Here is a 22036-nt window from a genome sequence, read left to right as displayed (position 1 = left end):
AATCATAGTGAATGGCTTGTCATTTTACAAGAGGTTGGGATGTTAGACGTTGTTGAACTTTCTCGCTTACAGTTTGCCTTGACTGCGTTATATCACTTCATTTTTGTCCCTTTAACATTAGGTTTGACTTTCGTATTAGTGATTATGGAAACCACCTATGTTGTAACAGGCAAAGAAGTCTATAAAGATATGACAAAATTTTGGGGTAAGTTATTTGGTATTAACTTTGCCCTTGGGGTGACTACCGGTATCATTATGGAATTCCAATTTGGTACTAACTGGTCTTACTATTCTCACTATGTAGGTGATATTTTCGGTGCGCCGTTGGCGATTGAAGCATTACTTGCATTCTTCTTAGAATCAACATTTGTTGGTTTATTCTTCTTTGGTTGGGATCGTTTATCTAAAGGTAAACATTTATTGACTACATACTGTGTTGCGTTTGGTTCAAATCTTTCTGCAATGTGGATTCTTGTTGCAAATGGTTGGATGCAAAATCCGGTTGCCTCAGAATTCAATTTTGAAACTGTGCGTATGGAAATGACCAGCTTCATGGATTTATGGTTAAATCCGGTTGCACAAAGTAAATTCTTACATACCCTTTCTGCCGGTTATGTAACGGGTGCATTCTTTGTATTGGGAATCAGTGCATACTACCTGTTAAAAGGTCGTGATCTTGGATTTGCAAAACGTTCTTTCTCTATTGCCGCTACTTTCGGTTTTATTGCTTCTATCTCAGTATTAATTCTTGGTGATGAGTCAGGTTATGATATTGGTAAAGCTCAACCGGTAAAATTGGCTGCAATGGAAGCTGAATTTGAAACCCAACCGGCTCCGGCATCATTTCACATCGCTGCAATTCCGAATAGTGCTGAAATGAAAAATGATTTCGAAATCAGTGTACCAATGATTGGTGGTATTATTGCAACCCGTTCTTTTGATAAAGAAATCATGGGCTTAAAAGAACTCCAAGCTTTAAATGAGCAAAGAGTACGCAGCGGTATTGTGGCTTATGATCTTTTCACTCAATTAAAAGCTGAGAAAAAATCATCGGGTCAAGTGAACCCTGAAACGAAAGCAAAATTTGAAGAAGTGAAAAAAGATCTTGGTTTTGGTTTATTGTTAAAACGCTATACCGATAAAGTTGTTGATGCGACAGAAGAACAAATTAAACAAGCTGCTCGTGATACCATTCCAAATGTAGGTCCTAACTTCTGGGCATTCCGTGCAATGCTTGCGGTCGGTGGTTTACTCGCATTCTTGGCGTTTGGTGCGTTTGTTCAAAATCTACGTAACAAAGTGACACAAAGTCCACTGTTGCTAAGAGCATTGTTATGGAGCTTACCTTTACCTTGGATTGCTATTGAATGTGGTTGGTTCTTAGCCGAGTACGGTCGTCAACCATGGGCAATTTATGAGGTGTTACCGGTAGGGGTATCTGCTTCAAATTTAGGTGTAGGTGATCTTTGGTTCTCTATCGGTTTAATCTGTGCACTTTACTTGGCGTTTATCATTGTTGAAATGTATTTAATGTTTAAATATGCGCGTTTAGGTCCGAGTGCGTTGAAAACCGGCAAATACTACTTTGAACAATCATCTAAATAAGCAGGAGACGAATTATGATTGATTATGAATTTCTACGTTTTATTTGGTGGGTGTTAGTTGTTGTATTGCTGATCGGTTTCTCTGTAACTGACGGATTCGATATGGGTGTGACTGCACTTTTACCTGTTGCAGGTAAAAAAGAAGTGGAACGCCGTATTATGATTAACTCCATTGCGCCTCACTGGGATGGTAACCAAGTTTGGTTATTAACTGCCGGTGGTGCAGTGTTTGCCGCATGGCCAATTGTATATGCGGTATCCTTCTCAGGTTTCTACATTGCACTGGTGTTGGTATTAGCAGCGCTCTTCTTCCGTCCAATCGGTTTTGAGTATCGTGCAAAAATTGATAACCCAACATGGCGCGCAGTGTGGGATTGGGGCTTGTTTGCCGGTGGTTTTGTTCCCGCATTAGTTTTTGGTGTCGCATTTGGTAACTTATTACAAGGTGTTCCATTTGAATTTAATGAAATCGCACAGGTGACTTATACTGGTTCATTCTTTGCGTTGTTAAATCCGTTTGCCTTATTATGTGGTGTGATTAGCTTAGCAATGCTTGTAACACATGGTGCAAACTGGTTACAAATGAAAACCACCTCTGAATTAAGAGATCGTGTACGTGCAATTACTCAAATTGGTGCATTTGTCACTTTAATCGCCTTTGTTCTTGCGGGTGTATGGTTATACTTTAAAGATGGTTATGTCGTCACCAGTACGATTGATCATTTTGCACCGTCTTCCCCTATGGGCAAAGAAGTTGCAGTTGAAACCGGCGCATGGTTCAGAAACTTCAATGAAATGCCTATTTTGTGGATTTTCCCTGCACTAGCCGTAGTGAGTGCATTGTTGAATGTCATTTTCTCAAAAGCAAATCGTTGTGGCTTTGCATTTTTGTTTTCCTCATTAACTATGGCTGGTGTGATTATCACTGCCGCAGTTTCTATGTTCCCATTTGTGATGCCTTCAAGCTCACATCCGGAACAAAGTTTATTAATGTGGGATGCAACATCTAGCGAATTAACGCTAACTTGGATGCTTTTCTTAGCGCTAGTATTTGTGGTTATTTCCTTGGCTTATACCATTTGGTCATACTTTAAAATGTTTGGTCGCTTGGATGAACGCTTTGTGGAAGAAAACACAAGCTCATTATACTAAAGGAGATATGAGATGTTATATATAATTTGGGTAGTGGGTATTTTGGCAGCAATTTTTGCAAGCGTAAAAGTCACAAAAAACAAAGAAAATTTAGGGCAATTTGACGAATAATGATTCAATTTCTCTATCAATATGTTAATAAGGGTTCGTTAAGAACCCTTTCATTTATTTTGGCGATTGTATTAACACTTGCCTTTTTGTTTAATTTTAATTTGTTTTCCACTCAATTAAGAACAGCCAACCCTTTTTTGATTCTTTTTATTCTATGGGGAGTGGTTTGTGCATGGATTCATGGAATTGGCTTTGAAATTAACCGCACTTTTTGGCAAGTGATATTTTTTCCTTATTTTGGTTATTTCGCATTTTTAGTTGCGATAGTCATACATTATTCATAAATCAGATCTTACCTATTTGAAAGTGCTTGCGAATAGTAAAATCTGACTCTAAAATACACAGTTTCAGATTGTTGAATAAGGAAAATAAAGTGGATTCAAGGATCTTTCGTTTCCCTGTGCGAGTTTATTATGAAGATACGGATGCAGGTGGTGTGGTTTATCACGCACGTTACTTGCATTTTTTTGAACGCGCGAGAACGGAGTATTTAAGAAAACAGAATTTTTCTCAACAAATATTATTGCAGGAACAACGGGCAGTATTCGTTGTCAAATCCATGGCGATTGATTATTGCGTTCCGGCAAAACTGGATGATTATCTTATTGTTGAAACAGAAGTTACTGCAATAAAAGGTGCAACAATTCTTTTTGAGCAACGACTGATGCGAGAGGCAGTAATTCTATCAAAGGCTACTGTGAAGGTAGCCTATGTTGATCTAGGTAAAATGAAACCGGCAGCGATTCCAACTGAAATAAAGGCTGCTTTTTCAGACAATATATAACTTTTCTCGGAGTAGGTAATGACTGCAGAATTGAACTTTTTAGATCTTTTTCTAAAAGCAAGTATTGTTGTTCAACTTGTAATTGTGATTTTGATTTTATTCTCAATTATTTCGTGGGCAATTATTATTCAACGTAGCCGTGTATTAACGAGTGCGTTGAAAGAAGCAAACACATTTGAAGACCGTTTTTGGTCTGGTGAAGATCTTAATAAATTATACGAAGGTTTATCAAATCGCCGAGATGTATTAACCGGTAGCGAACAAATTTTCTTTGTAGGATTTAAAGAATTTTCACGTTTAAAACAAGTTAATGCAGATGCGCCAGAAGCGATCATCAAGGGGACAACCCGTGCGATGAATTTGGCAATGAATCGTGAGATTGAAGGGCTTGAAAGCCGCGTTCCATTTTTAGCAACAGTTGCTTCGGTTAGTCCTTATATCGGATTATTTGGTACAGTTTGGGGAATTATGCACGCATTTATGGCGTTAAGCGGTGCGAAACAAGCCACCTTACAAATGGTTGCGCCGGGTATCGCGGAAGCATTGATTGCTACTGCAATTGGCTTATTTGCGGCGATTCCTGCTGTGATGGCGTATAACCGTTTAAGTTTACGGGTGAATGCAATTGAGCAAAATTATGGTAATTTTATAGATGAATTTACCACAATTTTACATCGCCAAGCCTTTGGTAAAGCACCACATTCCCATTAAAAGTAACAGGAAAATCAACCGCACTTTTTGAAGTGCGGTCATTTTTAGCGAAGTTTTAGAGGAAAATATGGCTCGTCGCTCACGTAAAGAGATTAAATCCGAAATTAATATTGTCCCATTTTTGGACGTTTTGCTTGTTCTTGTATTGATTTTTATGGCAACTGCGCCGATCATTAGCCAAAGTGTGCAAGTTGAACTTCCCGATTCAGTACAAAGTCAAAATGTATCGAATGAAGATAAAACGCCTGTTATTTTAGAAGTTTCCGGTGTCGGTCAATATACGCTTTCTATTGCGGGTGATCGTCAAGAAGGTTTAACGGAAGAAATGGTGACACAATTATCAAAGCAGGAATTTGATAAAGATAATAATACGATGTTCCTCGTTGGGGGGGCAAAAGAAGTGCCTTATGAAGAAGTCATTAAAGCGTTGAATTTGCTTCATCTGGCAGGTATTAAATCAGTTGGTTTAATGACAAACCCAATTTAATAAAGTAGGTAAAACGTGCAGAATAATCGACAGAAAAAGGGAGCGAATGCATTTGTCATTTCGATCCTCATGCACCTTGCCTTGTTCGGATTGTTGATTTGGAGTTCTTTCTATCAAACTGTTGAGATTATGGGCGGTGGTGAAGGTGACGGTGATGCGTTAGGCGCTGTCATGGTTGACACGGGGAATGCTGCTCAGGAATGGGGGCGTATCCAACAACAAAAAAAAGGCCAAGCCGATAAGCAGAAAAAGCCAGAGCCTGTTGTTGAGGAGAAACCGACGGTGGAACAAGAGGACGTTCGTCAACAAGAAATTGCTAAACAGGAAGAACTAAAACGCCAGCAGGAAATTCAACGTCAAAAGGAAATTGAACGTCAGAAACAACAAGAAGCGGCGGAAAAACAAAAGCAGCTAGAAATAGCCCGTCAGGAAGCCTTAAAAAAGCAGGCAGAAGAGGCTAAGGCAAAACAAATGGCTGAGGCAGCCAAGTTAAAAGCAGAAGCAGAGGCCAAACGTTTAGCGGCTGTGGCAAAACAGGCGGAAGAAGAAGCGAAAGCAAAAGCCGAGAAGGCTGCTGTAGAAAGAGCAAAAAAACAGGCTGAAGAAAAAGCTAAAAAACAAGCAGAAGAAAAACAAAAATCCGAATTAGAAGCGAAGGCGAAGGCTGCAGCCGAGGCAAAAGCAAAAGCGGAAGCAGAGGCGAAAGCAAAAGCTGAGGCAAAAGCTAAAGCTGAGGCAAAAGCTAAAGCCGAGGCAAAAGCGAAAGCTGATGCGGAGGCTAAAGCGAGGGCTGCAGCAGAAGCGAAAGCGGCTGCGGAAGCTGCTGCAAGACGTAAGGCAGATCAGGCTGCTTTAGATGATTTCATGAATGGCGGTAATATTGGTGGCGGTAGTGCTTCTAAAGGCGGTAATGCCAATAAAGGAGGCTCGCAAGGCAGTGGAGCCGGATTAGGCGCTGGTGACGGAGGCAAAGTGGGTGATCAGTATGCTGGTGTCATTAAAAGAGAAATTCAGCGTCGTTTCTTAAAAGATCCTAGTTTTGCTGGTAAAGTTTGCCGTATCAAAATTCAGTTAGGCAGAGATGGTACGATTTTGGGATATCAAAAAGTATCAGGTCCAGAGGATATTTGTACAGCTGCGTTAAGTGCTGTCGCAAGAACAAAAAAAGTTCCTGCTGCACCGTCTGATGCTGTGTACAATAAATATAAAGCACCAATTATTGATTTTGATATTAAGTAATTAATTTTTGGAAAGTATTAATCAGTTTACTCAAAGGTAACAAAATGAAATTAATTAAAAAGCTTGTAGGCGTATTTACAATCGTTCTTGCTTTCGTAGGTAATGCTGTTGCAGAAGATGAAGTTCGTATTGTGATTGATGAAGGTGTTGATGGTGCTCGTCCCATTGCAGTCGTGCCATTTGCAGGGTCTGCTCCGGAAGATATTGGAAAAATTGTTGCGGATGATTTACGTAATAGTGGTAAATTTAATCCGATTCCGGTGGCTCAAATGCCTCAAAAACCGACTTCAGCCTCTGAAGTCAATCCGGAAGCTTGGAGTGCTTTAGGTATTGATGCAGTAGTTGTCGGACAAGTAACCGCAACCGGTAGTGGTTATAATATTTCTTATCAGCTTGTTGATACGGTTGGGGCATCAGGTAATGCGGGCTCAGTGCTTGCCCAAAACAGCTATACTGTGACAAATAAGTGGTTACGTTATGGTGCACATACTGTAAGTGATGAAGTATTTGAAAAATTGACAGCTATTCGTGGCGCTTTTAGAACACGTATTGCCTACGTGGTACAAAAAAATGGAGGCTCACAACCTTATGAAGTACGTGTAGCAGACTACGATGGTTATAATCAATTTGTAGTGAATCGTAGCTCTCAACCAATTATGTCTCCGGCATGGTCGCCAGATGGTAAACGTTTGGCATATGTTTCGTTTGAAAATAGAAAATCACAATTAGTCGTTCAGGATTTAGGTTCCGGCGCACGTAAAGTTGTTGCTTCATTTTCAGGCCATAATGGTGCTCCGGCATTTTCACCAGATGGTTCCCGTTTAGCCTTTGCTTCGTCACAAGACGGGACATTAAATATTTATGTGATGAGTTCAAACGGTGGAACGCCGACACAATTAACTCGTGGGACAGGTAATAACACTGAGCCATCATGGTCGCCGGATGGCAGTTCAATTTTATTTACTTCGGATAGAGGCGGTTCACCTCAAGTTTATCGTATGAGTGCAAACGGTGGTGGAGCATCTTTAGTGGGTGGTCGTGGTAGTGCTCAAATTAGTGCTGATGGTAAAACGCTTGTTATGATCAATGGTAACAACAATGTGGTTAAACAGGATCTTGCAACTGGTGCTTCCGAAGTTTTAAGTACATCTTTCCTAGGTGAAAGTCCGAGTATTTCCCCGAATGGAATTATGATTATTTATAGTTCTACCCAAGGATTAGGAAAGGTGCTACAATTAGTTTCTGCAGATGGTCGCTTTAAGGCGAGTCTTCCAGGAAGTAATGGCCAAGTAAAATTTCCAGCTTGGTCTCCATATTTAACTAAATAAAAATGTGATTAGGAGAATCTAATGAACAAATTTGTTAAATCATTATTAGTTGCAGGTTCTGTAGCTGCATTAGCAGCATGTAGTTCCTCTAGCAACGATGCGGCTGGCAACGGTGCTGCAACAAACGGTCAAACTTTCGGTGGTTATTCTGTTGAAGATCTTCAACAACGTTACAACACAGTATATTTCGGTTTTGACAAATATAATATCGAAGGTGAGTATGTTCAAATCTTAGATGCACATGCTGCATACTTAAATGCAACTCCTGCATCAAAAGTGATTGTTGAAGGTAACACTGACGAACGCGGTACGCCTGAGTATAATATCGCTTTAGGTCAACGTCGTGCAGACGCAGTTAAATCTTTCTTAGCGGGTAAAGGCGTAGAAGGTAGCAAAGTTTCAACTGTTTCTTATGGCGAAGAAAAACCTGCAGTATTAGGTCATGATGAAGCTGCATACTCTAAAAATCGTCGTGCTGTATTAGCATACTAATTTTAGATAAGTTTGATTTTCTAAAGGTAGGGGCTTAAGTCTCTACCTTTTGAATTTTTATCGTTTATTTTTCGAAAAATTGATGACTATTCCATCAATTAATAAAAAACAGAAAAATTTTTCTTGCGCAGAAAAATAAAATCAGTAATATACGCCTCTGTTACAGATGATGTGGGTCGTTAGCTCAGTCGGTAGAGCAGCGGACTTTTAATCCGTTGGTCGAAGGTTCGAATCCTTCACGACCCACCACTTCCATATAGTTCTTAAGCATCATATATGGGTCGTTAGCTCAGTCGGTAGAGCAGCGGACTTTTAATCCGTTGGTCGAAGGTTCGAATCCTTCACGACCCACCAACTCACATTTATATTTCCAGAGATCATAAGCAAGTTATAGTTCTTTCCGCACTTGGTTTTGCCACCTGGTTTATTTATTGATAAGTAATCTTTATTTTTAAAATAAGGAAATTCTTGACTTAAATTAAAGGTTATTATGATAAAATACCCCAAGTATTTAATCAGGTAATAAAGCATAATGTTTGATCGTATCCGAATAGTTCTCATTGAAACCTCACATAGTGGGAATATTGGATCTTCAGCAAGAGCAATGAAAACAATGGGGCTTTCTCAGTTATGCCTTGTTTCTCCTAAAGCCGTTGATGAGCAATCTATTGCACTTGCTGCTGGAGCGGCTGATATTGTTAAGAATGCAAAAATAGTATCAAGTTTTGATGAGGCTGTGGCCGATTGTTCTTTAGTGATTGGAACAAGTGCACGTTTGCGTCACTTACAGAGTACATTAATTGAACCAAGAGAATGTGCAGAAAAAGTGGTAAAACACCAAGGTAAAGTGGCCATTGTTTTTGGGAGAGAGCGTGTCGGTTTGCACAACGATGAATTAATTAAATGCCATTATCACTTAACGATTCCGGCTAATCCTGATTATTCTTCATTAAATTTGGCAATGGCAGTCCAACTTGTTAGTTATGAGTTGCGTATGGCGAATTCGATGAAACACTGTAATGCTACTTTGACTTTTCCAGAAAAGGCGGCAGAAAGTCAGTCAGTGACAGTTCAAGAGATGGAGTATTTTTTTAATCATACTGAACAGCTGTATCAATCTCTCGGATTTATTCAAAATCAAGGTGTAATGCAGAAACTGAGACGTTTATACAATCGTGCAAATATAGAAAAAAATGAACTCAATATTCTGCGCGGTATGCTAAGTGCGGTTGAAAAACGGTTAAGTTTGCCCAAGATAGATAGTTGATTATTTTGGTCGGATATGTAAACATTAGCGCAATTTTAAGGAAACTTTATGAAACTTACCTCAAAGGGACGTTATGCGGTGACCGCGGTGCTAGATATCGCATTAAATGCAGAATCTGGCCCGGTGAGTCTTGCTGATATTTCTGAACGTCAAAATATTTCATTATCATATCTAGAACAGCTTTTTGCTAAATTGCGTCGTGACGGATTAGTGAAAAGCGTCCGTGGACCGGGTGGGGGGTATAGACTTGGCTTATCAAGTGATAAAATTTCTGTAGGCATGATTATTTCTGCCGTAAACGAGAATATCCATGTGACTAAATGTTTAGGTAGAGGAAACTGTCAAAATGGAAAAGAGTGCTTAACTCATGCTCTTTGGGAGGATCTCAGTAATCGTATTGAAAGTTTCTTGAATGAAATTACCTTGGCAGAACTTGTCAGTAAGCGTAGTCAAAAGCATTCATCGCATCATGATTTTGAAAATTTAGTATTAATGAATCCATAAAAGGAAAGTAGTTGCACATTTTATGTGCGGTCAAATTTGGAATGATTTTTAGGAGTGAAAATGAAATTACCTATTTATTTGGATTATGCGGCAACTTGTCCAGTAGATGAACGAGTCGCTAAAAAAATGATGGAATTTTTAACCATTGAGGGCACCTTCGGAAATCCGGCTTCACGCTCACATAAATTTGGTTGGCAAGCAGAAGAAGCTGTGGATATTGCACGTAATCAAATTGCCGATTTAATTGGTGCTGATTCTCGTGAAATTGTGTTTACATCCGGTGCAACGGAATCGGATAATTTGGCGATTAAAGGTGTGGCACATTTTTATCAAACCAAAGGTAAACATATTATTACTTGCAAAACCGAACACAAGGCAGTATTAGATACTTGCCGTCAATTGGAGCGTGAAGGGTTTGAAGTCACTTATTTATCACCGGAATCTGATGGTTTAGTGGATTTAGAAAAATTCAAAGCGGCACTTCGTCCTGATACTATTTTGGTTTCAATTATGCACGCCAATAATGAAATTGGTGTGATTCAAGATATTAAGGCGATTGGTGAGCTTTGTCGTGCAAATAAAACCCTTTTCCATGTTGATGCAACGCAAAGTGTCGGGAAAGTAGCAATTAATCTTGCCGAATTACCGGTGGATTTGATGTCAATGTCTAGCCATAAACTTTATGGACCAAAAGGTATTGGTGCGTTATATGTTCGCCGTAAACCTCGTGTCCGTTTAGAAGCGATTATTCATGGTGGTGGTCACGAACGTGGTATGCGTTCAGGTACATTACCTGTTCATCAAATTGTGGGTATGGGTGAAGCCTATCGTATTGCGAAAGAAGAAATGGCAACAGAAATGCCACGTTTAAAAGCCCTTCGTGATCGTTTATATAACGGCTTGAAAGATATTGAAGAAACCTATGTTAATGGTTCTATGGAACATCGTCTGGATAATAATTTAAACATCAGTTTTAACTATGTAGAAGGTGAATCATTAATGATGTCATTACGTGACATTGCGGTCTCATCCGGTTCTGCTTGTACTTCTGCAAGTCTTGAGCCATCTTATGTATTGAGAGCATTAGGTTTGAACGATGAATTAGCGCACAGCTCAATTCGTTTTACTCTGGGTCGTTATACCACTGAAGAAGAAATTGATTATACCGTTAATTTAGTCAAAAATGCGGTTGAAAAATTACGTGAGCTATCCCCATTATGGGATATGTTTAAAGAAGGTATTGACCTTAACACGATTGAGTGGTCTGCCCACTAATATCTCATTACCCTCTGAAATGGGTGAAGGATAGTTTTTTATCAGAATTTAGAAAAGGAAAGTTAAAATGGCTTATAGTGAAAAAGTAATCGATCATTATGAAAATCCACGTAATGTGGGATCAATGGACAAAAAGGACAGTTCTGTCGGTACCGGAATGGTAGGAGCACCGGCTTGTGGTGACGTGATGCAGTTACAAATTAAAGTCAATGATAACGGCATTATCGAAGATGCAAAATTTAAAACCTACGGTTGTGGCTCTGCGATTGCATCAAGCTCATTGATTACCGAGTGGGTTAAAGGTAAATCTTTAGAGGAAGCTGGGGCAATTAAAAACAGCCAAATTGCGGAAGAGTTAGAATTACCACCAGTAAAAGTTCACTGTTCGATTTTAGCTGAGGATGCGATAAAAGCAGCGATTGCCGATTATAAAGCAAAGCAAGGTGAATAAATAAAAAAGTGCGGTTGTTTTTGACCGCACTTTTACTGATCTCTCGGGGGAAGAATGAGTATTACATTAACAGAAAAAGCCGCTCAACGCGTGAAAGCTTTTTTAGATAATCGCGGAAAAGGTATCGGCTTGCGTCTGGGGGTGAAGACATCAGGATGTTCAGGTTTAGCCTATGTATTGGAATTTGTCGATGTCTTAAATGAAGAAGATCAAGTCTTTGAACAACATGGCGTGAAGGTGATTATTGATCCGAAAAGTTTAGTCTATCTCAACGGCATTGAATTGGATTATGTCAAAGAAGGTTTGAACGAAGGCTTTAAATATAACAATCCGAATGTGAAAGAATCCTGTGGTTGCGGTGAAAGTTTCCACGTGTAATGTTGAGTTGAAAGATAATGTTAAACCCCTTTGAAATTTTTGATTTACCTGTTGATTTCCAACTAGATACGCAAGCGTTAAATGCACGTTATTTGGAATTACAAAAAGCCTTGCATCCTGATAATTTCGTTGCTGCAAGTGCCGCAGAGCAGAGAATAGCGATGCAAAAATCGACAGAAGTGAATGATGCCTTAAAAACGTTAAAAGATCCGATTCTTAGAGCGGAAGCGATTGTTGCGCTTAATTTGTGTGAACAGCAAGATATTGAACAAAAAAGTACACAAGATGTGGCGTTTTTAATGCAGCAGTTACAATGGCGCGAGCAATTGGAAAATGTAGAAAGCCAAAAAGATGAACAAGCATTGGATGCGTTGGCAAGGGACATTCGTCAAGAAACACAGCAATTATTGACCGCACTTTCTCATAGTATCCAAGCCCAACAGTGGGCCAAAACTACACAACTTTGTGATAAATTACGCTTTACACGCAAACTCACAGAAGAAATTGAGCGTGTAGAAGAACGCTTTTTTGAATAATAAAGTGCGGTGAAATTGACCGCACTTTTAATGATGTAATCCCGATTATGCAAACTCTTGAACAACTCATTTCGCCGCAATCTTCTGCTTGGCCAACACTTTCCCAATGGATTGAACAGGCTCGTAATCATTGTCGAGTGATTAAGAAAGATCAGCCTAGTGCCGAACGTGAACTGTTTACGATGCAAATGCCCACCTCATCCCCGATGGGAGCGGTGATTTATGAAACAGGCGGTATTCTTATTCATCATGGTTGGCTACGCATTTTAGGTTCCGGTAGTTTTCAATTACCACGAGGATTGATGGATTGGAATTTTAGTAAATCTTTCAAGGAATCAGGGGAAAAGCCGCAATATTTATTGGTGGCCGATGACGTGATTGGAGGCTATTTTGCGTTAAATGGTGGTTCTTTAGGGGAAAATCTCGGTAAAATCTATTATTTTTCACCAAAGGATTTGGTTTGGCATAATTTGAATTTTACTTATACGGAATTTTTGGCTTGGGCGTTAAATGGCGATCTGGATGCCTTCTACCAAGGCTTATTTTGGCAAAATTGGCAAGAAGAGGTGAAACAACTTGATGGCAATCAAGTGTTTGTTTTCACCCCGGATTTAAATGAAGAAAAAGCCATGGCAATGGATCAACGCCAAAAACGTGAAGTGAATATTGAAACCCATTATCACGCTTGTTTCGTTGAAAAAGATAAATTTGAAATGGCTTATTCTGTGGCATAACTGATTGAAATAGAAAAGAAATATTATGGCATTATTACAGATTTCAGAACCCGGCCAAACAGCCGCACCTCATCAACATCGTTTAGCGGTAGGGATTGATTTGGGGACAACCAATTCCTTGATTGCTGCGGTGAGAAGCGGTCAAGCTGTGATTTTAAATGATGAGCAAGAACGCAGCCTCATACCTTCCGTTGTGCAGTATGGAAAAAAGGAAAAACAAGTCGGGGTAGAAGCTTTTGCGCAAGCCTCAATTGATCCTAAAAATACGATAATTTCTGCTAAACGCTTAATCGGACGAAGTTTAACCGATGTGCAGACTCGTTATCCCACCATGCCTTATGATTTTGTGGCGAGTGAAAATGGCTTGCCGTTGCTTCTCACAAACCAAGGGAAAAAAAGTCCGGTGGAAGTGTCAGCCGATATTTTGGCACATTTGAACCATATTGCAGAACAACGCCTTGGTGGGGAACTATCAGGGGTTGTGATTACGGTTCCTGCCTATTTTGATGATGCCCAACGCCAAAGCACGAAAGATGCGGCACGTTTGGCGGGGTTGAATGTATTACGTTTATTGAATGAACCCACAGCTGCCGCAGTGGCGTACGGTTTAGATAGCGGCAAAGAAGGGATCATTGCAGTTTATGATTTAGGTGGCGGAACCTTTGATATTTCTATCCTACGTTTATCGAAAGGGGTATTTGAAGTCCTTGCAACCGGTGGTGATACGGCTTTAGGGGGCGATGATTTCGATCATTGTATTGCTGATTGGGTTATAAAACAAACACAATTCCAACCACAAAATGTCAATCAACAACGTGAACTGTTAACCCTTGCCGCTCAAGCGAAAGTTGCCTTAAGTCAAGCTGGAAGTGCGGTCATTTCTTGGCAAGATTTTTCTACGACAATCACTCGTGACCAATTCAATGAACTGATTTATCCGCTCGTAAAACGTTCGTTACTCGCTTGTCGCCGAGCATTAAAAGATGCCAATGTTGATGTGAATGAAGTTCAAGAAGTGGTGATGGTAGGCGGTTCAACACGAGTACCCTATGTTCGTGAGCAAGTGGGTGAATTTTTTGGCAAAACGCCACTCACTTCTATCGATCCGGATAAAGTAGTGGCGCTTGGGGCGGCGATTCAAGCGGATATTTTAGTCGGCAATAAAACCGATGCCAATATGCTATTGCTTGATGTGGTGCCACTTTCACTCGGTATTGAAACCATGGGCGGTTTGGTGGAAAAAATTATTCCACGCAATACCACTATTCCCGTTGCTCGAGCGCAAGAATTTACCACCTTTAAAGACGGTCAAACAGCAATGAGCGTACATGTGGTGCAAGGTGAGCGTGAATTGGTGGCGGATTGTCGTTCACTTGGACGTTTCACCTTACGCGGCATTCCGCCAATGGCAGCGGGTGCGGCACATATTCGTGTGACCTACCAAGTAGATGCCGATGGTTTATTAAGTGTCACTGCGATGGAAAAATCCACCAAAGTGCAAGCATCAATTCAAATTAAGCCTTCTTATGGTTTAACCGATGAGGAAGTGACGGCGATGATCAAATCTTCCTTTGACCATGCACAAGAAGATTTACAGGCTCGTGAATTGGCGGAGCAACGTGTGGAAGCTGATCGTGTGATTGAGAGTGTGATTGTGGCATTACAGGCAGATGGTTCAGCGTTGCTTAGCATTGAAGAATTTCATCATATTGAAGCGGTGTTGAAACAATTGATGGAGGTGAAACAGGGGAGTGATCGTCATGCCATCGCACAGGGCATTAAAGACTTAGATGCCGCCACGCAAGAATTTGCTGCAAGACGAATGAATGCGAGCATTAATCGCGCTTTAACCGGTAAGAACGTATCGGATATGGAAAAATTGTAAAGAAAAGTGCGGTTAAATTTAGATGAGTTTTAATTTTATTTAAAATAGGCTGTTTTTTAATCATTGAGATTTGAGGAAAGTATTATGCCAAAAGTGATTTTTTTACCAAATGAAGAATTTTGCCCGGAAGGTATGGTGGTGGATGCAGCTGCCGGTGATAACTTGTTAGAAGTGGCACATAATGCGGGGGTAGAGATTCATCACGCTTGTGATGGCTCTTGCGCTTGCACGACTTGCCATGTGGTTATTCGTGAAGGATTTGATTCTTTAAACGAAACCAGTGATCAAGAAGAAGATATGCTGGATAAAGCATGGGGTTTGGAAATGGAGAGCCGTCTTTCTTGCCAGTGTATCGTGGGAGAGGAAGATTTAGTGGTGGAAATTCCAAAATATAATCTTAATCATGCGAATGAGGCGGCTCACTAATGAAATGGACGGATTCACAACTTATTGCAGAAGAATTGTATGATCGCAACCCTGATCTTGATCCTAAAACAGTACGTTTTACGGATTTACATCAATGGATTTGTGAACTGGAAGATTTTGATGATGATCCACAAAAATCGAATGAGGCAATTCTTGAAGCGATTTTGTTAAAGTGGCTAGAGGAATATGAGTAAAAAAAAGCCCGCACTTTGCGGGCTTTTTTATGAAGATTAAATTCTTTCGTTTTTTGCTTAACTTTTTGAATTGATGGATGAGCTAATTATTGATAGTTTAGGTCTTGTTAAATTACCAATTGATTTGTTTTTCAAGTGGAGAAATAACACCATCTTTTACTTCAAATAATCTTCCTGTTTCCGCTTTCATCTCTTTAAGCTGTTTCTGTGTAATTGCCGTCACAAATACTTGTGATCCACTTTGTTGTAAACGTTCGGCAAGCAATTCACGTTTAAATGGATCTAATTCCGAAGCGAAATCATCAACTAAGAAAATACAATGGCGTTGTTTTTCTTTCATTAAATGTTCGCCTTGGGCGAGACGTAAGGCACACATCAGCAATTTTAATTGTCCACGAGAAAGTACATCTTCTACGGGTAATCCATTCGCTTTAAAACGAAAATCTGCTTTTTGTGGACCGGAAAAAGTATAGCCAAGGGCTTTATCCCGCTCAAAATTTTGTTCCAGTAAATCACCATATTCAGTGTTTTTATCCCAACCTTGCTGAAAAACAACACTAATTTCTAATTCCGGTAAAAAAAGTTGGCAGGTTTTTTCAATATCTGTACGTAAAGCTTCCGCATACTCTGCACGCCAATTACTGACATCGTGCGCAAGTTTTGATAATTCAATATCCCAGATTTTTATTGCGGCATAGGGTTGATGTTGAGTGAGTGCTGCATTGCGTTGTTTTAATAAACGATTTAGGTTACGCCAAGCAGAATGAAAATGAGCATGATGATGAAACAAGCCCCAATCTAAAAATGCGCGGCGATAGCTTGGTCCGCCATTAAGCAAGGTTAAACCTTCCGGGGTGATAAGTTGCATGGGGAGCAAGTGAGCAAGATCGGAAATTTTATTTCCGTCTTCACCGTTGATTTTAACAATTGTGTTGCCTTGGCGAAGTTTTTGTAATCCTATTGACCACTGATGTTGGTTTTCTTGAATATTTCCAAACAGGGTAAAATGGGGTTCATCATAAGAAATGATGCGATTTGTGACCGCACTTTTGAAGGAGCGCCCGTGTCCTAAATAGAAAATTGCCTCTAAAAGACTGGTTTTTCCGCTTCCATTATTGCCGATCAAAAAGTTAAAGCTGCAATCTAATTCAAGATCGACGGCATTTAAATTTCTAAATTTTTCAATCAGTAAACGGGAAATTGCCATCTTATAGACGCATTGGCATAATCACATATTCGCTGCTGTTATCTTCACAGTTTTCAATTAAGCAGCTAGAGGACGCATCGGTTAGTCGAATACGAACTTGTTGACACTTGAGGGCGTTAAGTACGTCTAAAATGTAAGTCACGTTGAAACCGACTTCTAATTCTTCACCGGAATACACGACATCAACAATTTCTTCCGCCACTTCGTGTTCAGGGTTGGAGGCAGTGATTTTAAGTTGGTTTTCAGTTAAATTTAAACGTACGCTACGTACACGCTCATTGGAAAGAATAGAGGCACGAACAAAAGCTTGTTTTAAGGCATCCCAATTTCCTTCCACTATTTTGGTGGCATTACGTGGCAATACACGGCGATAATCCGGAAAGCGACCATCAATTAATTTTGATGTGAAGGTAATATGATTGAGGTGAATACGAAGATTATTTGTGCCAATTTGTAAACGAGCGGGTTCTTCAGTGCTCTCCAATAGGCGATTTAATTCTAACACCCCTTTACGCGGCAAAATGACCGCATGATTTTGTAACTCTTGCTCAAGTGCTATGGTGCAAACGGCCAAACGGTGTCCATCCGTTGCGACGGTGCGCAGTAAGTTACCTTCCGTTTCAAATTTCATACCATTTAAAAAATAGCGTGCATCTTGGTTCGCCATCGAAAATTGAGTGGCTTCAATTAAGCGACGTAAGGTATTTTGCGGTAAGGCAAAATCGACCTCCGATTGCCAATCTGTTAAATTTGGATATTCTTCTGCGGGTAGTGTGGTGAGATTAAATTTACTTCTGCCCGATTGCACAATGGCGCGATCTTCTTCAAAAGTCACGGTAATTTCAAATTCGTCAGACAGCGTGCGGCAAATATCTAAGAATTTTTTTGCCGGAATAGTGAAGTTACCATTTGTTGTAGAAGACGAAAGCTGAGTTTGCGTTGAAAGTTCCACCTCTAAATCTGTACCGGTAATGGTTAAACGGTTATCTTCGATTTGAAGTAATACATTATTCAATACTGGAATATTTGGACGACTGCTTAATACGCCACAAACTTGTTGTAACGGTTTTAAGAGATTTTCTCTAGAAATACTAAATTGCATGATGGCTCCTTATGCAGATAAGGTGCGAATTAAATTCGCCCAATCTTCTTGAATACTGTTATCTTTTTCACGAAATTTCGGCACTTCACGGCAGGCGTTCAATACAGTGGTATGATCCCGATCAAAAGCCCGACCAATTTCCGGCAAACTACGGTTGGTTAATTCTTTTGCCAGTGCCATGGCGATTTGGCGGGGACGTGTTACTGAACGTTGACGACTTTTGGATTTTAAATCCGATACTTTAATCCGATAGTATTCCGCCACAGTTTTTTGAATATTATCAATGGTCACGAGACGTTCTTGTAAAGCAAGAATATCTTTTAGGGTATCACGTACAAAATCAATATTAATTTCACCGCCTTTAAAATCTTGCATTGCTTTCACGCGATTGAGCGCACCCTCCAGTTCGCGTACATTCGTGCGTAAACGTTGAGCGATAAAAAATGCCACTTCTTCCGGCAAGTACATTTGATGTTCTTCTGCTTTTTTCAATAATATCGCCACGCGGGTTTCTAAGTCAGGTGGTTCGATTGCGGTGGTTAATCCCCAACCAAAACGGGATTTTAACCGCTCTTCAATTTTCTCAATTTCTTTAGGGTAACGGTCAGAGGTTAAAATAATTTGGCGACCGGTTTCAAATAAGTTATTGAAAATATGGAAGAATTCTTCCTGGGTTTTTTCTTTTTCAGCAAAAAACTGAATATCATCTACTAAAAGGGCATCAAGTGAACGATAGAATTTTTTGAATTGCTCCATATTGTTGTCACGCATCGCTTTTACCATGTGTTGCATAAAATTGTTGGCGTGAATATATAGTACCCGAGCATTGGGTTTATTTGCCAAGATACCGTTACCAATAGCGTGCAGTAAGTGGGTTTTTCCTAGCCCGGTTCCTCCATACAAAAAGAAGGGATTGGCTGTGGCTTCACCGGGGGCTTGTGCCAATTTTTGTCCGACTGCGCGGGCTAATTGGTTTGATTTACCTTCAACAAAGTTTTCAAATACATGTTTGGTATTCAGATGTGAGTCGAATTTCAGCGGTTTTTCTATTTCAGGTTTATCATAGGAATTGACCGCACTTTCTGCTGATTGCATGGTTGGCTTGATTACCGCTTGAGGTGTAGGTTTCACTCCTTCTTTAAGGATAATTTGCAAATTGGGATTTTGTGAAAGTGTTTGGCAAATTTGATGAATTTGTTTAAGGTAATGAGTTTCAACCCAACCTTTTACAAACATATTTGAAGCATAGAGTACGATTTTATCTTGAGACACAGTATCAGCCTGCAATGGACGAAGCCAAGTGCTTAAATCAGTAGCGGAAACTTGATCTTGTAGTTGAGAAAGGCAATCTTGCCAAAGATTAGAGAGACTCACGATAAACTATCCTCAATGCTGCTTTTTCTATTTATAATGGAATTAGTGATACGATAGTACGACCAAAAATTTTTAGAGATTCTACAATAATCTCGACAAAAAATCTTCTCCAATGAAGGGAAAACTCAATACTAAATTAAGGTGGTTGGATATTTTATTTGGATCACGTACGATTTCGGAGATTTTTGAAGAAATGAAAGGTTGTTTTGTAAAAATTCCCTTTCTTAGTTTGACGAACAGCTGATTTATGATTAGAATTACGTCCTATTTTTTATAACCCTTGTTTGTTTTGGATTCAAAACAGTAAACATTTTAGATTTAGGTAAATTAAAATGAAACGTACATTTCAACCTTCTGTATTAAAACGCAGCCGTACTCACGGTTTTCGTGCTCGCATGGCAACTAAAAATGGCCGTCAAGTTTTAGCTCGTCGTCGTGCTAAAGGTCGTAAAAGTTTATCTGCATAATCGCTAATTCTTAGTGGTTAAACTAAACTTTTCTAGGGAGTTACGTTTGTTAACTCCCCTTCAATTCAAAAATGTCTTTGAACAACCGTTTCGAGCTAGTACGCCTGAACTGACTATCCTCGCCAGAAAAAATCATCTTGAACATCCCCGCTTGGGTTTAACTGTCGCTAAAAAACATTTGAAACGTGCGCATGATCGTAATCGAATTAAACGTTTAGTGCGTGAAAGTTTTCGTTTGTATCAGCATCAGTTACCTGCCTGTGATTTTGTTTTTGTAGCAAAAGGTGGAATTGCGAAGCTTGATAACGCTACATTTCGTCAAACGCTGGAAAAATTATGGCAGCGACACATTCGTTTGGCTCAAAAATCCTAGTTGGTTTAATCCGAATTTATCAAATGACGATCAGTCCTTTGATCGGTCCGCGTTGTCGATTTGTTCCTACTTGTTCGTGCTATGGCATTGAAGCGTTAAAAACACATGGATTGTTAAAAGGTGGTTGGCTTACACTAAAACGTGTATTAAAATGTCACCCCTTGAACGAGGGTGGATTCGATCCGGTTCCACCCAAAACCAATAATAACGATGAGAAAAAATAATGGACTCAAGACGTAGCCTGTTAGTGTTAGCGCTAATGTTTATTTCTTTCCTTGTTTATCAGCAGTGGCAAATGGATAAAAATCCGCCTCCGGTAGCTGAGCAAACAACTTCAATTACTTCAGATGTACCTGCAAGTTCCTCTTCATCAACACAAATTGCCCCTGATTCAGCGGTTAAAGGTCGCATTATCACCCTTGAAAATGATGTTCTACGTCTAAAAGTAGATACCCTAGGCGGTGATGTAGTGAGTTCTGAACTCTTAAAATATGATGCGGAGCTAGATTCTAAGACACCATTTGTGTTGCTAAAAGATTCTCCGGAACATATTTATATCGCACAAAGTGGCTTGATTGGTAAAAATGGGATTGATACCAAATCCGGTCGTGCGCAATATCAAATTGAGGGCGATAATTTCAAATTAGCCGAAGGACAAGATTCCCTTTCTGTTCCATTAATTTTTGAAAAAGATGGGGTAACCTATCAAAAAGTGTTTGTGTTAAAACGCGGTAGTTATGATCTTGGGGTTGATTATAAAATCAATAACCAAAGCGGTGAAACTATTGAAGTAGAGCCTTATGGTCAATTAAAACATACATTAGTGGAAAGTAGTGGCAATGTAGCTATGCCAACTTATACCGGTGGTGCTTATTCTTCATCAGAAACTAATTATAAAAAATACAGTTTCTCTGATATGAAAGATGCGAATCTTTCTATTAGTACCAAAGCAGGTTGGGTTGCTGTATTACAGCATTACTTTGTTTCTGCATGGATTCCGAATCAGGATGTGGATAATCAACTTTATACCCTCACTGATACAAAAAATAATGTGGCATCAATAGGTTACCGTGGTCCGATTGTCACTATTCCGGCAGGTGCACAAGAAACGATTTCCAGTTCATTATGGACAGGTCCTAAACTTCAAAATGATATGGCAAAAGTGGCAAATAACTTAGACTTAACCGTTGATTATGGTTGGGCATGGTTTATTGCGAAACCGTTATTCTGGTTACTCACTTTCATCCAAGGAATCGTTTCTAACTGGGGTTTGGCGATTATTTGTGTAACTATCGTTGTTAAGGCGATTCTATATCCACTCACAAAAGCACAATATACCTCAATGGCAAAAATGCGTATGTTGCAACCGAAAATGCAAGAAATGCGTGAGCGTTTTGGTGATGATCGTCAACGTATGAGCCAAGAAATGATGAAACTCTATAAAGAGGAAAAAGTGAATCCGCTAGGCGGCTGTTTACCAATTCTTCTGCAAATGCCGATTTTCATTGCGTTATATTGGACATTTATGGAGGCAGTTGAACTTCGTCATGCGCCATTCTTTGGCTGGATTCAAGATTTGTCTGCGCAAGATCCGTATTACATTCTGCCGATCTTAATGGGGATTTCTATGTATTTGTTGCAAAAAATGTCTCCGACACCTGTGGCTGATCCAATGCAACAAAAAGTAATGAATTTTATGCCGTTGATCTTTATGTTCTTCTTCCTCTGGTTCCCGTCAGGCTTAGTGTTATATTGGTTAGTATCTAACCTAATCACTATTGTACAGCAGCAACTGATTTACCGTGGGTTAGAGAAAAAAGGATTACATTCCCGTAAAAAATAACCCCTAATTATATGAAAAGGCATCGGAAGGTGCCTTTTTCCATCATTGGGTATTGATGATGTCTCTAAGGGCGTATAGCATACGCCCTATTGTATTTTAAACCGTATAAAAG

General features: G+C 39.7%; 26 protein-coding genes and 2 tRNA genes. 25 read left to right on the top strand and 3 right to left on the bottom strand.

Features of this window, described 5'->3' with window-relative positions; genetic code table 11:
- Positions 1–39 precede the first annotated feature (39 nt).
- The 21 genes from BKG94_RS01355 (at position 40) to iscX (ending at position 15558) form a co-directional block, all read left to right on the top strand.
- A complete protein-coding gene (locus BKG94_RS01355; RefSeq protein WP_077433480.1) occupies positions 40–1605 on the top strand; it encodes a cytochrome ubiquinol oxidase subunit I in 1566 nt (521 codons plus the stop codon).
- Between the two features lie 14 nt (positions 1606–1619).
- Positions 1620–2756 (top strand): cytochrome d ubiquinol oxidase subunit II, encoded by a 1137-nt coding sequence (gene cydB, locus BKG94_RS01350; protein ID WP_077433478.1) that lies wholly within the window; start codon positions 1620–1622, stop codon positions 2754–2756.
- 110 nt (positions 2757–2866) lie between these two features.
- Positions 2867–3151, top strand: coding sequence for a cyd operon protein YbgE (gene ybgE, locus BKG94_RS01345; RefSeq protein ID WP_077433476.1), 285 nt, complete (start codon positions 2867–2869; stop codon positions 3149–3151).
- A gap of 89 nt (positions 3152–3240) precedes the next feature.
- Positions 3241–3651, top strand: coding sequence for a tol-pal system-associated acyl-CoA thioesterase (gene ybgC / locus BKG94_RS01340; RefSeq protein WP_077433474.1), 411 nt, complete (start codon positions 3241–3243; stop codon positions 3649–3651).
- An 18-nt stretch (positions 3652–3669) separates the two neighbouring features.
- The gene (gene tolQ / locus BKG94_RS01335) at positions 3670–4362 is read left to right on the top strand and encodes a protein TolQ (protein WP_077433472.1); all 693 of its coding nucleotides are present in this window, start codon (positions 3670–3672) and stop codon (positions 4360–4362) included.
- Positions 4363–4429: 67 nt separating this feature from the next.
- Positions 4430–4849 carry a colicin uptake protein TolR gene (gene tolR, locus BKG94_RS01330; RefSeq protein ID WP_059365638.1) on the top strand — a complete coding sequence of 140 codons (420 nt, stop codon included), beginning with the start codon at positions 4430–4432 and terminating at the stop codon, positions 4847–4849.
- Positions 4850–4864: 15 nt separating this feature from the next.
- Complete coding sequence (gene tolA / locus BKG94_RS01325) at positions 4865–6088, top strand: cell envelope integrity protein TolA (RefSeq protein ID WP_077433470.1); 1224 nt, start codon at positions 4865–4867, stop codon at positions 6086–6088.
- A gap of 44 nt (positions 6089–6132) precedes the next feature.
- Positions 6133–7416: a Tol-Pal system beta propeller repeat protein TolB gene (gene tolB, locus BKG94_RS01320; protein ID WP_077433468.1), complete on the top strand. Its 1284-nt coding sequence runs from the start codon at positions 6133–6135 to the stop codon at positions 7414–7416.
- A 21-nt stretch (positions 7417–7437) separates the two neighbouring features.
- Positions 7438–7908, top strand: coding sequence for a peptidoglycan-associated lipoprotein Pal (gene pal, locus BKG94_RS01315; protein WP_077433466.1), 471 nt, complete (start codon positions 7438–7440; stop codon positions 7906–7908).
- A gap of 173 nt (positions 7909–8081) precedes the next feature.
- Positions 8082–8157 (top strand) — tRNA-Lys (locus tag BKG94_RS01310).
- Between the two features lie 29 nt (positions 8158–8186).
- A tRNA-Lys gene (locus BKG94_RS01305) sits at positions 8187–8262 on the top strand.
- Positions 8263–8440: 178 nt separating this feature from the next.
- Positions 8441–9175 (top strand): tRNA (cytosine(32)/uridine(32)-2'-O)-methyltransferase TrmJ, encoded by a 735-nt coding sequence (gene trmJ / locus BKG94_RS01300; RefSeq protein ID WP_077433464.1) that lies wholly within the window; start codon positions 8441–8443, stop codon positions 9173–9175.
- A 48-nt stretch (positions 9176–9223) separates the two neighbouring features.
- Positions 9224–9679 carry a Fe-S cluster assembly transcriptional regulator IscR gene (gene iscR / locus BKG94_RS01295; protein ID WP_077433462.1) on the top strand — a complete coding sequence of 152 codons (456 nt, stop codon included), beginning with the start codon at positions 9224–9226 and terminating at the stop codon, positions 9677–9679.
- A 60-nt stretch (positions 9680–9739) separates the two neighbouring features.
- On the top strand, positions 9740–10954 hold the full coding sequence (locus tag BKG94_RS01290) for an IscS subfamily cysteine desulfurase (protein WP_077433460.1): 1215 nt from the start codon (positions 9740–9742) through the stop codon (positions 10952–10954).
- Between the two features lie 67 nt (positions 10955–11021).
- Positions 11022–11405 (top strand): Fe-S cluster assembly scaffold IscU, encoded by a 384-nt coding sequence (gene iscU, locus BKG94_RS01285; RefSeq protein ID WP_077415449.1) that lies wholly within the window; start codon positions 11022–11024, stop codon positions 11403–11405.
- A gap of 54 nt (positions 11406–11459) precedes the next feature.
- On the top strand, positions 11460–11783 hold the full coding sequence (gene iscA, locus BKG94_RS01280; protein ID WP_077433458.1) for an iron-sulfur cluster assembly protein IscA: 324 nt from the start codon (positions 11460–11462) through the stop codon (positions 11781–11783).
- A gap of 17 nt (positions 11784–11800) precedes the next feature.
- Positions 11801–12319, top strand: coding sequence for a Fe-S protein assembly co-chaperone HscB (gene hscB / locus BKG94_RS01275; protein ID WP_077433456.1), 519 nt, complete (start codon positions 11801–11803; stop codon positions 12317–12319).
- 47 nt (positions 12320–12366) lie between these two features.
- Positions 12367–13053: a DUF2625 domain-containing protein gene (locus BKG94_RS01270; protein WP_077433454.1), complete on the top strand. Its 687-nt coding sequence runs from the start codon at positions 12367–12369 to the stop codon at positions 13051–13053.
- Between the two features lie 25 nt (positions 13054–13078).
- Entirely contained in the window at positions 13079–14938 is a 1860-nt protein-coding gene (gene hscA / locus BKG94_RS01265; protein ID WP_077433452.1) for a Fe-S protein assembly chaperone HscA, read from the top strand.
- Between the two features lie 84 nt (positions 14939–15022).
- Positions 15023–15364: an ISC system 2Fe-2S type ferredoxin gene (fdx, locus tag BKG94_RS01260; RefSeq protein WP_077433450.1), complete on the top strand. Its 342-nt coding sequence runs from the start codon at positions 15023–15025 to the stop codon at positions 15362–15364.
- Complete coding sequence (gene iscX, locus BKG94_RS01255; protein WP_077433448.1) at positions 15364–15558, top strand: Fe-S cluster assembly protein IscX; 195 nt, start codon at positions 15364–15366, stop codon at positions 15556–15558. Before fdx ends, iscX begins: the two co-directional genes overlap by 1 nt.
- 112 nt (positions 15559–15670) lie before the next feature.
- On the opposite strand, the gene recF is transcribed toward iscX, so the two are convergent.
- From recF to dnaA, 3 genes are read right to left on the bottom strand one after another with little or no spacing between them, the layout of a single operon-like run.
- The gene (recF, locus tag BKG94_RS01250) at positions 15671–16765 is read right to left on the bottom strand and encodes a DNA replication/repair protein RecF (protein ID WP_077433446.1); all 1095 of its coding nucleotides are present in this window, start codon (positions 16763–16765) and stop codon (positions 15671–15673) included.
- Position 16766: 1 nt separating this feature from the next.
- Positions 16767–17867 carry a DNA polymerase III subunit beta gene (gene dnaN / locus BKG94_RS01245; RefSeq protein ID WP_077433444.1) on the bottom strand — a complete coding sequence of 367 codons (1101 nt, stop codon included), beginning with the start codon at positions 17865–17867 and terminating at the stop codon, positions 16767–16769.
- Between the two features lie 9 nt (positions 17868–17876).
- Complete coding sequence (dnaA, locus tag BKG94_RS01240) at positions 17877–19241, bottom strand: chromosomal replication initiator protein DnaA (RefSeq protein ID WP_077433442.1); 1365 nt, start codon at positions 19239–19241, stop codon at positions 17877–17879.
- A gap of 332 nt (positions 19242–19573) precedes the next feature.
- Here dnaA and rpmH point away from each other — a divergent pair, with 332 nt between their 5' ends.
- Genes rpmH through yidC form a run of 4 tightly spaced genes read left to right on the top strand, consistent with a single transcriptional unit; the run spans position 19574 to position 21924 of the window.
- Positions 19574–19708, top strand: coding sequence for a 50S ribosomal protein L34 (rpmH, locus tag BKG94_RS01235; protein ID WP_005539760.1), 135 nt, complete (start codon positions 19574–19576; stop codon positions 19706–19708).
- 13 nt (positions 19709–19721) lie between these two features.
- A complete protein-coding gene (gene rnpA, locus BKG94_RS01230; RefSeq protein ID WP_077433440.1) occupies positions 19722–20081 on the top strand; it encodes a ribonuclease P protein component in 360 nt (119 codons plus the stop codon).
- On the top strand, positions 20045–20305 hold the full coding sequence (gene yidD, locus BKG94_RS01225) for a membrane protein insertion efficiency factor YidD (RefSeq protein ID WP_077433438.1): 261 nt from the start codon (positions 20045–20047) through the stop codon (positions 20303–20305). Before rnpA ends, yidD begins: the two co-directional genes overlap by 37 nt.
- Entirely contained in the window at positions 20305–21924 is a 1620-nt protein-coding gene (gene yidC, locus BKG94_RS01220) for a membrane protein insertase YidC (RefSeq protein WP_077433436.1), read from the top strand. The genes yidD and yidC overlap by 1 nt, the downstream gene beginning before the upstream one ends.
- The last annotated feature ends 112 nt before the right edge of the window (positions 21925–22036 follow it).

The sequence above is a fragment of the Rodentibacter ratti genome, assembly GCF_002000485.1.
Classification (GTDB): Bacteria; Pseudomonadota; Gammaproteobacteria; order Enterobacterales; family Pasteurellaceae; genus Rodentibacter; species Rodentibacter ratti.
This window is presented reverse-complemented; position numbering and strand designations above follow the sequence as displayed.